General features: G+C 36.2%; 16 protein-coding genes. All 16 read right to left on the bottom strand.

Annotation, left to right across the window (positions count from 1 at the left end; all coding sequences use genetic code 11):
• Positions 1-8: 8 nt before the first annotated feature.
• Positions 9-482, bottom strand: a complete 474-nt coding sequence (locus PGC14_RS01915; RefSeq protein WP_271629388.1) for a flagellar basal body-associated FliL family protein — start codon at positions 480-482, stop codon at positions 9-11.
• Positions 479-706 carry a flagellar FlbD family protein gene (locus PGC14_RS01910; protein ID WP_271629387.1) on the bottom strand — a complete coding sequence of 76 codons (228 nt, stop codon included), beginning with the start codon at positions 704-706 and terminating at the stop codon, positions 479-481. Before PGC14_RS01910 ends, PGC14_RS01915 begins: the two co-directional genes overlap by 4 nt.
• A gap of 121 nt (positions 707-827) precedes the next feature.
• Positions 828-2,294, bottom strand: a complete 1,467-nt coding sequence (locus tag PGC14_RS01905; RefSeq protein ID WP_271629386.1) for a flagellar hook protein FlgE — start codon at positions 2,292-2,294, stop codon at positions 828-830.
• 129 nt (positions 2,295-2,423) lie between these two features.
• Positions 2,424-2,780 carry a TIGR02530 family flagellar biosynthesis protein gene (locus PGC14_RS01900; protein ID WP_271629385.1) on the bottom strand — a complete coding sequence of 119 codons (357 nt, stop codon included), beginning with the start codon at positions 2,778-2,780 and terminating at the stop codon, positions 2,424-2,426.
• The gene (locus tag PGC14_RS01895) at positions 2,777-3,286 is read right to left on the bottom strand and encodes a flagellar hook capping FlgD N-terminal domain-containing protein (protein ID WP_039763807.1); all 510 of its coding nucleotides are present in this window, start codon (positions 3,284-3,286) and stop codon (positions 2,777-2,779) included. Before PGC14_RS01895 ends, PGC14_RS01900 begins: the two co-directional genes overlap by 4 nt.
• A 13-nt stretch (positions 3,287-3,299) precedes the next feature.
• Positions 3,300-4,853 (bottom strand): flagellar hook-length control protein FliK, encoded by a 1,554-nt coding sequence (locus PGC14_RS01890; RefSeq protein WP_271629384.1) that lies wholly within the window; start codon positions 4,851-4,853, stop codon positions 3,300-3,302.
• 49 nt (positions 4,854-4,902) lie between these two features.
• Complete coding sequence (locus PGC14_RS01885) at positions 4,903-5,724, bottom strand: hypothetical protein (protein ID WP_271629383.1); 822 nt, start codon at positions 5,722-5,724, stop codon at positions 4,903-4,905.
• Positions 5,714-6,169: a flagellar export protein FliJ gene (gene fliJ / locus PGC14_RS01880; protein WP_271629382.1), complete on the bottom strand. Its 456-nt coding sequence runs from the start codon at positions 6,167-6,169 to the stop codon at positions 5,714-5,716. The genes PGC14_RS01885 and fliJ overlap by 11 nt, the downstream gene beginning before the upstream one ends.
• 34 nt (positions 6,170-6,203) lie before the next feature.
• The gene (gene fliI, locus PGC14_RS01875) at positions 6,204-7,499 is read right to left on the bottom strand and encodes a flagellar protein export ATPase FliI (RefSeq protein ID WP_271629381.1); all 1,296 of its coding nucleotides are present in this window, start codon (positions 7,497-7,499) and stop codon (positions 6,204-6,206) included.
• Position 7,500: 1 nt separating this feature from the next.
• Positions 7,501-8,247, bottom strand: a complete 747-nt coding sequence (locus tag PGC14_RS01870; protein WP_271629851.1) for a FliH/SctL family protein — start codon at positions 8,245-8,247, stop codon at positions 7,501-7,503.
• A 1-nt stretch (position 8,248) separates the two neighbouring features.
• Positions 8,249-9,259, bottom strand: a complete 1,011-nt coding sequence (gene fliG, locus PGC14_RS01865; RefSeq protein WP_011916796.1) for a flagellar motor switch protein FliG — start codon at positions 9,257-9,259, stop codon at positions 8,249-8,251.
• Positions 9,260-9,267: 8 nt separating this feature from the next.
• On the bottom strand, positions 9,268-10,956 hold the full coding sequence (gene fliF / locus PGC14_RS01860; protein ID WP_271629380.1) for a flagellar basal-body MS-ring/collar protein FliF: 1,689 nt from the start codon (positions 10,954-10,956) through the stop codon (positions 9,268-9,270).
• A 33-nt stretch (positions 10,957-10,989) separates the two neighbouring features.
• Positions 10,990-11,298, bottom strand: a complete 309-nt coding sequence (gene fliE, locus PGC14_RS01855; protein WP_011916794.1) for a flagellar hook-basal body complex protein FliE — start codon at positions 11,296-11,298, stop codon at positions 10,990-10,992.
• 46 nt (positions 11,299-11,344) lie between these two features.
• On the bottom strand, positions 11,345-11,785 hold the full coding sequence (gene flgC, locus PGC14_RS01850) for a flagellar basal body rod protein FlgC (RefSeq protein ID WP_039763822.1): 441 nt from the start codon (positions 11,783-11,785) through the stop codon (positions 11,345-11,347).
• Between the two features lie 9 nt (positions 11,786-11,794).
• Positions 11,795-12,208, bottom strand: coding sequence for a flagellar basal body rod protein FlgB (gene flgB, locus PGC14_RS01845; protein WP_011916792.1), 414 nt, complete (start codon positions 12,206-12,208; stop codon positions 11,795-11,797).
• A gap of 181 nt (positions 12,209-12,389) precedes the next feature.
• A complete protein-coding gene (gene codY, locus PGC14_RS01840) occupies positions 12,390-13,184 on the bottom strand; it encodes a GTP-sensing pleiotropic transcriptional regulator CodY (RefSeq protein ID WP_011916791.1) in 795 nt (264 codons plus the stop codon).
• Positions 13,185-13,221: the final 37 nt, after the last annotated feature.

The raw sequence follows: 13,221 nt of genomic DNA, 5'->3' as shown, positions 1-13,221 counted from the left end.
CCTTTTTCTTACTGGATAATAAACTCACCGAAATTAACATTATATACTTTGTTGTCAAATATCTCATTTAACCTATCCTTTATCTCTTTCCTGACCTTTTCTTTTCCATCAGGCTTTAATAGCTCATCCGCTGTTTTACTTCTTAAAACACTGTCAATTATGTCTGCAATGACAATGTTTTTATTCTTCATCTCTTCAGGAAGCTTTTTGTCAGTAACCTCAATCTGAACAGTGACTCTAATTATTCTTCCTGCATTGTTTGGAGTATCTTGGAGATTGCTCATTATTGGCTTTCCATCATTCACATCATATGTATACGTTTTTTCAGGTGTATTTTCAACTGTAGCTGTAGCCTTTCCCGCGGTTGACGTTGGTGATAAGTTTTTCACGACGCTCAAAAAACCAATACCCATTCCAACCACCATGAGAAGTAGAATAACAAGTAAGATTAGAATTATAGAGTTTAACCTTTCACCTTTCATTCCTCATACTCCTTTTGCATAGGTTGTATATTGAATATAACTCCTTCAAAAATTCTCCTTTTATATTCAATAACCTTTTCAATTACCTCATCTACAGACTCTTTAACAACAAGTTTCACTCCATTTGTGAGGGTTATAACAGTGTCCGGTGTAGATTCCACAAACTCTATAAAATCGGCATTTACCACAAACTCTTTGTTGTTTATCCTTCTCAATTTTATCATATATAATCAACCTCTTGAAGATATTGAAATGAAAAAGATACATATTCTTCTTTCAAAGGGAAGGAGAAAAAGACTTTTTGTTGCTTACCTTTTCTCCTTCCCTTACTGGTTACCTATTCTTTTACCTCTTAATATTTACCAAATCCTGTAAAAGCTCATCAGAAACAGTGATTACTCTCGCATTTGCCTGATAGCCCCTTTGTGTGACAATCATGTCAGTAAATTCTTTTGCCAAATCAACATTTGACATCTCTAAGGTACCCTGTGAGATTGTGCCACGTGAGCCTGACCCAGGTGTTCCTATCTCAGGGTCACCTGAGTTTACAGTGTTTATATAAAGATTATCACCTATCCTCTGAAGCCCTGCAGGATTTGCAAACGTGGCAATTGCAATTTGACCAATTAGCTGATTTAAACCGTTTGAATAAATTCCTGTTATCTTGCCTGTTGCATCAATATTAAAACCTTGCAAGCTTCCTGCCGAATATCCTGTCATCTGAGCAACTCTGATTGAACTGTCCATATTACCAAATTGTGTGAGATTTTTTAAGAAGAATGCTATGTTTGTATTATCATTTACATCAAATTGTGAGCTATTCACTTTGAATGTAATCGGGTTAACTGCATTTCCAACAAAGTTAATTGTAAATGTTCCATTTGCACTATCGTATACTCTCCCGCCTGTAATTTGTATTCCCTCAACATTAGGAGTATTCTCATCGTCAAATACCTTTCCTGCTTGACCAAATGTTATAGTCCCTCTTGCTATAAAGGCATCATAATTGTTGTTTGCATCTATCATATCGTCAACGTAAACATATACCTCTTGGGGGGCTTGGGCAGTGCCAATATTCTTCTTTTCACGTGGTGCATCAACAAACCATTCCCATTGATTGTTATCCTTTTTGACAAATGTCAGTTGAAGAGTATGCTCTTTCCCTTGAGAATCATAAACTTTAAAGCTCATCGAATATTTACTCTCGGCTGGAACATTGAGCAAGTCTTCATATTTATCAATTGTCCCATTATAGGCTTTTGTGTCAGCACTCAAATTACCATCAAAACTAATCTTGTCAGTTGCTTTTGGGGGCAAAGTAGGATAAGCTAATATGTTTATCTTTGAAGGACTTTTTGTTGTATCAATCTGATTATTAACAGGGTCATACATCCACCCAAGTACATTCAGCCCATTTGCTGTAACTAAATTCCCCATTTTATCCAAACTAAAGTTTCCTGCTCTTGTAAAACGTGGTGCCCTCCCATCACCACCAACCACAAAAAATCCATCTCCTTCGATTGCCAAATCTGTCGGATTATCTGTTCTCTGTAGGCTTCCTCTTGTCATATTCATATCAACAGAGGCAACAGAAACACCAAGCCCTATTTGCATAGGGTTTGAACCGCCCCTCCCAGAGGTTGTATCAGGTGCAGAAGCCGCTTTTATGACAGATGCAAAAACAGATGCAAATGTCACCCTGCTTGATTTAAAACCTACTGTATTGACATTGGCAATATTATCACCAATAACATCCATTCTAGTCTGGTGCGCACGAAGAGAAGATATTGACGAAAACATCGACCTCATCATCTTAGTAAAATTCCCCCTTTTGTCTTGAAATTAAAATCTTTTATACTTCTGACCTTTCCTCTGTCAGTCAGAAAGGTCTTCTTTCGGGGGACCTCCCATCTTGTGGGTCCATCCCCCTTGCACCTTTGTTTATATCATCAAAACCCCATCTATGTTTGTAAAGATATTATCTTTTAGGCTATTTACATCTTTTACAGTTACAACTACTCTGTTTTTAATATTCACAATGTATGCAATATCACCATTTAGAACTAATACATCGTTCTTAAGACCTTTTTGTTCAGCCTTTTTAATAGCTTCCTCAAGCTTTGTTAAAGTACTTGAATCAATATTGATATTCTGCGTTTGAAGTCTCTCGTTTGCATGCTTGGAGATTTTAAGACTTTGAGAAAGCAAGTCAGTGAAACCTTGAGCATTTTCTTTTCTTTCAATCTTTGTATTGTTTAATCCATTGGAATTTATATTCCCAATCCTATTTATTGTCATTTTGAGCCTTCTCCTTTTTGTAAGGAGTTTAAGATGTTCAGAAGATCATCTTTTGTTGGAACCTTGGTCATTATATCTGACAAAACCTCTTCAGCATATGTGTGATAAATCTGCTTGATATTCTCTGTAGTTACCTCAACTCCATTTACTTTAAGATATATCTTGCTCCCATCTACTCTGATACTGTCAACCCTTCCTTCTACTGCTTTTGAAGTATCAGAGGGGTTTGTAGCAACAACATACCTTCCTATCATATTCTGAGCTTTTATAAGTTCAAACGACTCATTTAGATTTTGCATCTGTTCAAGTGCAGAAAACTGGGCAAGCTGGGCAACAAATTCTTTATCTTCCATTGGTTTTAACGGGTCTTGGTATCTTAGCTGTGTCACCAAAAGGTTTAAAAACTCCTGTTTGCCAAGTGTATTGTTTGATGAAGACTGAGAAGAAGATATTCTTGAGCTTTGTGACAAAACCCCTGTTAAATTATTAATACTTGTATCTGCCATACTTATTTTCACCTCATGCTCTTAAGTTTAACACATTTTCACTAATCTCATATACCAAACTTTCTATAGTATCTACAGCATCATCTGTGTGAACAAACGAATACTGTTTTTGCGAAAATCTTTGCTGATTTTGGAATTGTTGATTGCCACTACTGTTGCCAAGGCTTACATTCAGCTGCGAAATATTTATTCCCTGGTCTTTTAAGATTGTAAGAAGATTCCCAAGTGAACTCTCCACAATCTCTTTAACATGTGGTGAGCTTACAAAAATATTTCCTGTAATATTACCATGCAAATCCTTATTTAACTCAATTACAACATTGCCAAGCCACTCTGGCTTTATAGCTACTGTCAAAGTTGTCAGGTTTTGCTTGTGGATAAACGAAATCTTTTCAGCCATCTGCTCAATTATGGAAAACTTCAAAGCCTTTACAGCATTGTTATTGTTCCTTACATCTATAGTAGAAATGACATTATTGTTATGCTGGAAAGAAGCTCTGTAAAATAACTGGTTAACATCTTGGCCTCGGTCTTTATTTTCAAGTTTGTTGTCTATCTGCAGCCCAACTTTTCCGTTGCTTTGGATGTCTGAGTCTGTGTAGATATTATTTAACAATATCCTCTGCAGGCTTTCACTATTGTCTGCACCTTTAGATACAAGATTTTTAAGCACTTCTTCAGATTTTAAAAGTACATCCTTTAGATTAACTGAATCTTCAGTTGCGTTTATAAACTGCTTAGAACTTTTGATACCTTTAGAAAGAAACTGTATTACATCTTTAATAAAGTCAGAGGCTGAATTCCCACTTGCCACGACAAAATGGTCAAAAGTATTTGTTTTTTCATCAATTTTCTGAAAGATGCTTTTCAAAGTCTCAAAAACACCATTCTTCGCTCCAACTTTGTCACCCAGATTGTCAGCACCTTCAAGTGACAAAGTTAGAGTATTATTGCTTTGAAAAATCAAATGTGCAACAAGATCTTCAATAGCAACATTTTCAGGATTATTATTATCCTTACTTATTCGATTAGTAAGATTAAAAAGCTCATTTAAAACTTTATCCTGACCTACCACTTCTGAATTTAAAGCTTCTAAAAGATTTAAAGCCTTTTTTATGTCTTCAACAGAGGGTAAATCCTTGTGATTGATGCTACCTATAGTCTCTTGCAACAACTTACTTTGTTGGTCTGGTATATTTTGTAATAAGCCCAAGATTAGATTGAGTATTATACTAGAAAGCTGCCCATCTCCTTCTGAGTCTATTTTTTGAGCATCTTGCAAAGTTTCAAATCCATCTTGGTTTTGAACGTTTTCACTTTTCTTATCACCATGAACTATTACTCTGGGCAACCTAAAATTTGACATCGCAACAAATTTCTCACCGTCACTGTTTTCTTCAGTTTTTTGATTATCGTCTTTTACCTTATCAGTCTTTTTTGTTACACTATTGAAAATTTTTCTAAAAGACAATGAGCTATTGTTCTGTAAATTTTGTTCAGTGTTTGCAACCTTCTTACTTGAAGCTGCAAAAAGCAGATTATTTAACTTCATCAAAGTTGTATCCAAGCTTCCTTTTTCCCCCCTTTCGTTTAATAAAGATCAATTTTTTAGATTTTTATTTCAATGCTGAAAGGTCAGCTGTCACCTTTGCAGCATTGTCAGGCTTCATATTGCTAATTATCTGTGAAGATGTTTTCGTGTCAAGGCGTTTTAGAATATTTAATACAAGTCTGTACTTTGTTTTGTCGTTCATCATACTCTCAAAAATAGAGGCTGCAACCCTTGAATCAATGTTTTTATAAATATCAACAAGGCTCGAAATATCTTGAGTTGTTGAAGAACTTGAGGAATTTGAAATCCCTAATAATTTTATCGTCTTCTCAGGCGGAATATTTGATAGTATCTCAGAGGCAGTTTCAGAGGGAATATCTTGCAAAACCAAGGTTGCCATTTCAACATTGGTATCTAAAAGATTTTCCAATATTTTTGCAGCTTTTTTTGAGTCCATGGTTTGCAGATAACTTGAAAAATCTTTTGCCTTATTTGAGGTATCAGTTTGTTTTGCCACAATGTCATTTAGCCTTGTTGTTAGGTCTTGTATCTGCTTTTGCAAACTCAAATTCTCTTTCTGAAGCTGGTTTAGCTTGTTCTGTAAATCCTTGTTCTGTTTTTCAAGCCCAGCTATCTGCTGTTCGTAGATTTTTTCTAAATCTACTGTTTGGGCTTGGTCAGCTTTTTTACCAAAAGGTGTTTTTTTGAGCAAAGTATCAATAGCTGTCTTTGCCCCAAATAGGTTAAAGTACACAGTTGCAAAAGAAGCTCCACCTAATAGCAACAAAACTAATATAATTATTAAAAAACGTTTTCCTCTTTTCTTTTTTTTAATTTCTTGCTTTTTTTCAGCCTTTACCTCTTGAACATTTACTTTATCTGCCACTATTATCACCCAAGCTCTTGTAGATTTTGTATGAAATAATTCCATCCAGTTCCTTGTTTTCAAGCTGTTTCAGCTCATTGACAAGATTTATAAGATGCTTTTCTTTTAGCTTCTCATACTTTTTCTTTTCTATCATGCTATGTATAAGTTCCCTCTTCTTCTCTTCAACCTTCGCTTGCTGATAATATATAAGCTGATTTTGAATATCTATCCTCTTCTTTAGATTTCCCATAAACTGGGAATAGTATCTCACCTCGTTTGGGAAAAATACACCCATGTAAATGCTTTTTAGCTCTTCCTTTGCCTCATTTAACCTCTCCTCAAACTCAAGCTTTTTTTCTATATACCCTTTTAAAATCTCATTCTGGTGCGCAAGTTCGCTCTTCTTTATCTCCTCTAACTGCTGTTTAATCTTTAAAATCTGCTCAAACCTGAATTTTTTCATTTTTAGCCCCAGTCCTTTTTTAGAAATCTACATTTTAAGAAATAATACTTTTTATCATCTCAAGCTCTTGTTCAAATTCAAAGCTCTCGTCAACATCTTGTCTTAAAAATTCATTTATCCGCGGCATCAATTCAATTGCCCTGTCTATCTCGCTATTTGTACCTTTTGAGTAAGCACCAATTGTAATCAAATCCTCAGCTTCTTTATAAGTTGCCAAAATCCGCTTTGTCTCATTTGCTAACTCTTTGTGCTCAGGGCTTACTATGTCATTCATTACCCTGCTGATACTTGCAAGTACATCTATTGCAGGATAGTGATTTTTGTTCGCAATCGACCTCGACAAAACTATATGCCCGTCCAAAATACCCCTTGCTGTATCAGTAATTGGCTCATTAAAATCATCTCCGTCAACAAGTACTGTATAAAGAGCTGTAATAGACCCTTTTTGATTCTTGCCTGCTCGCTCTAAAAGTTTTGGCATTATACTAAAGACAGAGGGAGTATAGCCTCTTGAAACAGGTGGCTCACCGATAGCAAGACCAATCTCCCTTTGTGCCATCGCAAATCGTGTAAGTGAGTCCATCATAAACAGAACATCCATGCCCTGGTCGCGAAAGTACTCGGCAATTGCCATTGCAACATAAGCAGCCTTAACCCTCTTTAGCGCTGACTCATCAGAAGTTGCAACAATCACAACAGATCTCTTTAACCCCTCTTCTTTTAAATCCTTTTCCAAAAACTCCTTGAGCTCTCTTCCTCTCTCACCAATTAGAGCCAAAACATTCACGTCAGCCTTTGCATTTCTTGCAATCATCCCAAGAAGTGTACTCTTGCCAACACCACTTCCTGCAAATATTCCCACTCTTTGGCCTTTGCCAATTGTGATCAGAGCGTCTATCGCCTTTATCCCAAGTGGCATTACTGAATCTATCCTCGGCCTTTCAAGAGGGTTTGGCGCTCTGTTTTCAACAGGATATTTTATTTTAGATTTTATTTCACCTTTGCCGTCAATTGGCTGTCCAAGCCCATCTAAAATTCTGCCCAAAAGCTCCTCTCCTACTTTGACCTCAAAAATACTGTCTTGTGCAATGACTTTGCAGCCTGGAAAGATACCTACAAGGTCAGAATATGGCATCAAAAGCACCTTGTTCTCTTTAAACCCTACAACCTCTGCTAATGTCTCTGACTTTGCTGTTTTTATTTTACAAAGTGTGCCAATACTGACAGCAGGACCTATAGACTCGATTGTCAGCCCTATAACCTGATTCACAAAGCCAGTAAACTGGTAAAAATTCGTACTCTCTATTTTTGTTTTCAACCTTTCAAACATATCAATCACCAATTATTGAAAAGACTATCTCTTGAAGCTTTTCAAGCCTTGTTTTTATCCCTGTCTCGACAAATCCATAAGGTGTTTCAATTACAATATCGCCAAATGAAAGTGCTTTGTCAACTTTTACTTCCACCTTGTCAACACCTTCAACTCCACTTAAAATCTCATCTAAGTTTTTCTTCACATACTCAAAATCTTCTTCACTTGTCCTTATAACTAAACCATATTTTATTGAAAGCTGAGAAATGGCATTTTTGATAAAATCTTTCAAAAATTCCTTATCTCGTGCCTCCTTTTCCACAACCTTTTCTACAATTCTTGGTACAAGAATCATTAATTCATTTTGAGCATCTTTTAGTATTCTTTCACGCTCGGCCAAAACCTGCATTTTCAGTATTTCTATCTCTTGCAGTCTTTTTTGATATTCTGCCTCAGCTGCTGCCAATCCCTGGCTCAAACCATCATTAAACCCTTTTTCAAAAGCCTCTCTTTTAATTTGTTCTGCCTGAGTTTCTGCTTCTTTTATAATCCTCTTTGCTTCTTCTTTTGCCTTTTCTAAGACTCCTTCTGCTTCTTTTCTAAACGCTTCATTCTGCTCTTGCTGCCGTTTGAATTCCTCTTGCTGTTCCCTTAATTTTTGTTCATAGTGTTCAATCTCTGCTTTCGCCTTTATAAGCTTTTCTAAAATTACCTTGTAGTTTGTCTCAACAGGATTTTGGATTAGCACTTGATTACTTCTAATCACATTAGACAATTATCTCATCTCCCCCGCCACGAGATATAACAATCTCGCCAGCATCTTCAAGCTTTCTTATTATATTGACAATCTTTTGCTGCGCCTCTTCAACATCGCGTATTCTAACAGGACCCATGTATTCCATATCTTCTTGAATCATCTCAGCCATACGCTTTGACATATTGCTAAATATGACACGTCTGACCTCTTCAGTTGTGCCTTTGAGAGCAATTGCAAGTGTATTGTTCTCAACCTCACGCAGAACTCTTTGAATGGACCTGTTGTCAAGCTTGACAATGTCTTCAAATACAAACATGCGTTTTCTAATCTCTTCAACAAGTTCAACATCCTCGAGCTCTAAAGCTTCTAATATCCTTTTTTCTGTACCTCTGTCAACTGAATTCAAAATATCAACAATTGCTTGAATACCGCCAACAACAGTATAGTCCTGCATCACAACAGAAGACAGCTTTTTCTCAAGCACCTTTTCAACCTCACGAATGACATCTGGAGAGGTCCTGTCCATAAGTGCAATTCGCCTTGCAACTTCAGCTTGCTTCTCTTGTGGAAGCGATGCTAAAACTTGTGCTGCCTGCTGTGGTTTTAAATAAGATATAACAAGTGCAATTGTCTGCGGATGCTCATTTTGGATAAAGTTGAGAATCTGGGAAGCATCAGCCTTGCGAATAAAATCAAAAGGTCTGACCTGCAAAGACACGGTCAACTTCTCAATAACCTCTCTTGCCTTTTCAGGGCCAAGCGCCTTTTCTAAGACCTCTTTTGCATAGTCAATACCGCCTTCTGCAATATACTCTTGGGCAAGGCAGAGGTTATAAAACTCTTCTAATATAGCCTGTTTTTGTTCAGGCGAAACAGTCCTTATATTTGCTATCTCTAAGGTGAGCTCTTCTATTTCCTCTTCTTTTAAATGTTTAAAGATTCGAGCAGATCGTTCAGGCCCCAATGCTATCAAAAGCATTGCAGCTTTTTGCTTGCCGGAAATCTCCCCCGCTCTTGGCATCTTTTATATCACTCCCAATCTTCATTAAGCCAGTTTCTTAGAAGCTGAGCAACAACCTCCGGCTTTTCGCGAAGAAGCTTATCTATCTGCTTTTCATACTGGCTTACACCAAATTCCTCTATATTTATCTCTTCAATTGGCTGCTCTTCTTTCTTCTTCTGTACCTCTTGTAAAACCTCTTCAACCTTCTCTTGCTCTGAAGGTATACTTACTTCACCCACCCCTGCAAGTTCAACCTGTTTTGCAGGTTTGACCTTGAGAGATTTTATCAAAAGACTAATAGCAAACGCCATCAAAAGTAAAAATGCAAACGCAACATAGATATAATCAAGTGGAATCTGTCTTTGTGTTTTGTCAACAAATGTTGGAATTTCATATCCTTCAACTGTGACATTTTGAATCCCTGTTGCGCTTTTTACAAGGTTTACAATATTCTCAACCTCTTTTTGGTCTGTTAAAAATGACCTTTTGTTGTTCTGGTTTTGAAGCTTAAACTCATCCCAGCTCATTGTTTTCGCCTGATTAGACTTTTCATAGTCTTTCTGTCTGTAAGTAACATATCTATAGAGCACAACTGCAATTGATGACTTGTCATAGTTGATTGTACCAGGTGCTTTAATTGTCTCAATCTTTTTTTCATTATTTTGGTAATTTACTGTCTCATCAGTCTTTGAATATGAAGATTGCTCACCTTGACTGCTAAGTGGGTATTGGGGATTATTTTGAGTGGGGTTTGTATCAGTACCTGGTATACCATTTGCCCCTGCATTTGTACTTTGTGCCTCTTCCTTAGTTGTCTTTCTTGAGACAACTATCCCACCGTCCTCTAAAACAGGGCTATACTTTGTTTCGCTTACCTTTTGCATATCAAAATTCATATCTAAATTTACGGAAACCTTTACATCCTCAGGTGAGCTTACATAGTTTCCAAGAAGTTCTTTTACCTTTTTTTCTATTTCATTCTTGGTTGCAATCTTTATCTGGAGCTGTTTGCTTGAAATTCCTTCGCTGCTATCAAATGAGTTATCAGAAAGGTAATTTCCTTTATTATCAATTATTACCACATTCTCAGGTAAAAGTCCTTCTACCGAGGCAGCAACAAATCTTTGAATGCCTTCTATCTGGTCGCTTGACAAACTTTTTTTGAGTGTGAGTTTCACACTTGCAGTGGGTTTTGTAGTCTCATCCTTTAAGGCAAATGTATAGTCTTCAGGCACACTCAAGTTCACAACTGCATCGTCTATGTAATCAGTCATCTCCTTTAAAGCCCTTTGAATTTCGCTCTCTTTTAGTTTTATAAACGTTCTCCTCTTGTCCGACTCTGTCGCTGTCATTGAGCTTGAAAGCTTCAGAGCATCTTCAAATGTAATCTCACTACTTTTAGGATAACCAGAAAGTGCTGCCACCATTTTAGCTTTATCAATATCAGTATCTTTTACTAAAATAGTTGTACCACCATTCGTCACCTTTGAATCAATCTTTTGTTCAAGAAGAGTTTGTTGGATCTGCGCTGCATCCTTTGGATCAAGGCCTGAAAAAAGAACTACATAATGAGGTCGTGTAGTAACGTAAAGAGCAATTATTACCGATAATATGATTATAGAAGATGATACAATAAGCATTATTTTCTGCGATTTAGAAAGTTTGTCTAACCTCTCTTTTATCCTCTTTAAAAAATCATTTAAAAATTGAGGCAACTACAATACCTCCCCGCAAAGATATGCACACAGCTACACCTGCATGCGCATAATTTCATTGTAAGCATCTAAAATTTTGTTTCGAATCTGTAAAGTAAGCTGCAGTGCCATTGAGGCCTTTTCAGACGCAACAATTGCATCTTGGGGATTTGACGTAAGACCAAGAGTAAAGAGCTGATTTTGATAATCTGCTTCTTTTTGAAGATTATCAACGCCTTCTAACGCTTTGTAAAGAAAGTCTATAAACGATGTAGAAGAGTTTGATTTTTCATTTTTACCTACATCTGAAAATTGCTTTTCAAAAAGTTTTGATATACTATCAAAATTAATACTTCCTATCATTTTAATTAATACCCTCCTTTTAACTAATTATCTAGTCTTTCTATTTTTACTTTCCTATCTCAAATATCCTTGTTATCATAGACTTCGTAATATTCATAGCAGTGACATTTGCTTCATATGCGCGAGAGGCCTCAATCATATTGACCATTTCAGTAACAATGTCAACATTAGGGTAGTTCACATAGCCATTTTGGTCACTATCTGGATGAGTGGGATCATAGACCTTTTTAAACGGGCTTGTATCCTCAATAATTGCTTTTACTCTAACACCAGCATATGTATTACTGCTTGCATTTAATTTCTCATTCAATATATCACCAAAACTTTGTTTTCTTTCTTCAAACACAACAATCTTCCTCCTGTAAGGAGTGCCATCTTCCGTGCGCGTTGTGTTAGCATTTGCAATGTTCTGGGCAATTACATCCATTCTTACTCTTTGGGCATGCAAAGCTGAGGCCGAGATATTTATAGCATCGAACATTCCCATTTTTTAATCTCACCTACCTTCTTTTATAACTGTTTTCCATTTGTTTATCTCTCTGGAAAGCTGAAGGCTTACACCGTCAAAGTACAGAGAGTTTTGCAAAAGTTTTCCCATCTCTTGCTCAATGTCGACTGTATTTTCATCAAGTCTCATCTGAAAGCTACTGTCTAAAATCTCAATTGCACTATCTTTAGTACTGGTACCAGAACTTTGCTCTGCTTTTATATGTCTTTTGTCTGTTGTTATGAGCTCCAAGTTATTTTGGTCATTTAAATATGCTTGCAAAAACGCTTTGAAATTTAAATCCTTAGCTTTATATCCGGGGGTGTCGGCATTGGCAATATTGTTTGAGATAACTTCGTTCCTTTTCCACGCATAATCCAAAGCTTTTTTATAAAAGTCTATCTTGTCAAACATATTAATCATTTTTTTCTTTCTCCTTCTATTTCTCGACAATCTTTTATTCTATTTTACAAAATTTTTGATAAAAATACCATACAAAATTTTTTAAGACAATGTCAGAACAAGATTAAAAAAGACAAGAGGATAGCAGGTTTCTACCCTACTATCCTCTTTAACCCCTTGAAATCTACGGCCTCTGTTAAAATCACTTTACCTTTAGTTTATCCTTATACTTTTCAATCTCACTTCTTACCATGTCATTTAACACCTTAATATAAGTGCCTTTTAGTCCCAAAGACCTTGTTTCGATAAGTCCTGCACTTTCAAACTTTCTGAGGGCATTTACAATTACAGATCTTGTAATTCCTACTCTATCTGCTATCTTACTTGCCACCAAAAGCCCTTCGTTTGTCTTCAGCTCCTCAAATATGTGAATTAGAGCTTCAAGTTCTGAAATTGAAAGTGTGTCAATTGCAGATCTTATCATTTCTCTTTTTTTCTTTTCTTCTTCATCCTCTTCTTTTGTCAAGTTCAAAAGGTCAAACCCAATAATAGTAGCAACATACTCTAAAAGAATTACATCATCTTCTGTAAAATTAGCATAGCTTTTAAGAGAAAATACTGTCCCAAATCGCCTTGTGCCACCTATTATAGGTATTATTGCGCAAATCACATCTTTTATATCAACCTTCGTACTTTCAATCTCGACAACCCTTGCTATTTCAGAAAGTGTTAAATTTACCCTTGTGTCAACAAATGACCACAAAAACTTTTGAATCTCTGGACTTAGCCTTTCATTTTCAGAAAGTTTCAAATCAACATTTACAAATGGCATAAGATATTTGCTAAACACTTTACCATTTGCGTCAATGAAAAATACACTTGAATCTGTGACATCACCTAAAACACAGCAGAGCTTTTGAAAATCCAGAATTTCTTTTTCTTTGCTTTGAACAATCCTGTTTATCTTTCTGACCTTTTCGAGAAGACTTTGCTGCATGAATATTTTTGCTCCCTTCACAAGTTGCTAAAAAGTA

Origin of the sequence: Caldicellulosiruptor sp. DIB 104C (genome assembly GCF_028198085.1) — a bacterium.
GTDB lineage: Bacteria > Bacillota > Thermoanaerobacteria > Caldicellulosiruptorales > Caldicellulosiruptoraceae > Caldicellulosiruptor > Caldicellulosiruptor saccharolyticus.
This window is presented reverse-complemented; position numbering and strand designations above follow the sequence as displayed.

What these genes read in the sequence shown, in the direction of transcription:
- flgC (WP_039763822.1), bottom strand. Translation starts at nt 11,785, where the DNA reads ATGGGAATGTTCGATGCTATAAATATCTCGGCCTCAGCTTTGCATGCC.
- PGC14_RS01910 (WP_271629387.1), bottom strand. Translation starts at nt 706, where the DNA reads ATGATAAAATTGAGAAGGATAAACAACAAAGAGTTTGTGGTAAATGCC.
- fliI (WP_271629381.1), bottom strand. Translation starts at nt 7,499, where the DNA reads ATGTTTGAAAGGTTGAAAACAAAAATAGAGAGTACGAATTTTTACCAG.
- fliE (WP_011916794.1), bottom strand. Translation starts at nt 11,298, where the DNA reads ATGATAGGAAGTATTAATTTTGATAGTATATCAAAACTTTTTGAAAAG.
- flgB (WP_011916792.1), bottom strand. Translation starts at nt 12,208, where the DNA reads ATGATTAATATGTTTGACAAGATAGACTTTTATAAAAAAGCTTTGGAT.
- fliJ (WP_271629382.1), bottom strand. Translation starts at nt 6,169, where the DNA reads ATGAAAAAATTCAGGTTTGAGCAGATTTTAAAGATTAAACAGCAGTTA.
- codY (WP_011916791.1), bottom strand. Translation starts at nt 13,184, where the DNA reads ATGCAGCAAAGTCTTCTCGAAAAGGTCAGAAAGATAAACAGGATTGTT.
- PGC14_RS01915 (WP_271629388.1), bottom strand. Translation starts at nt 482, where the DNA reads ATGAAAGGTGAAAGGTTAAACTCTATAATTCTAATCTTACTTGTTATT.
- PGC14_RS01905 (WP_271629386.1), bottom strand. Translation starts at nt 2,294, where the DNA reads ATGATGAGGTCGATGTTTTCGTCAATATCTTCTCTTCGTGCGCACCAG.
- PGC14_RS01900 (WP_271629385.1), bottom strand. Translation starts at nt 2,780, where the DNA reads ATGACAATAAATAGGATTGGGAATATAAATTCCAATGGATTAAACAAT.
- PGC14_RS01895 (WP_039763807.1), bottom strand. Translation starts at nt 3,286, where the DNA reads ATGGCAGATACAAGTATTAATAATTTAACAGGGGTTTTGTCACAAAGC.
- fliG (WP_011916796.1), bottom strand. Translation starts at nt 9,259, where the DNA reads ATGCCAAGAGCGGGGGAGATTTCCGGCAAGCAAAAAGCTGCAATGCTT.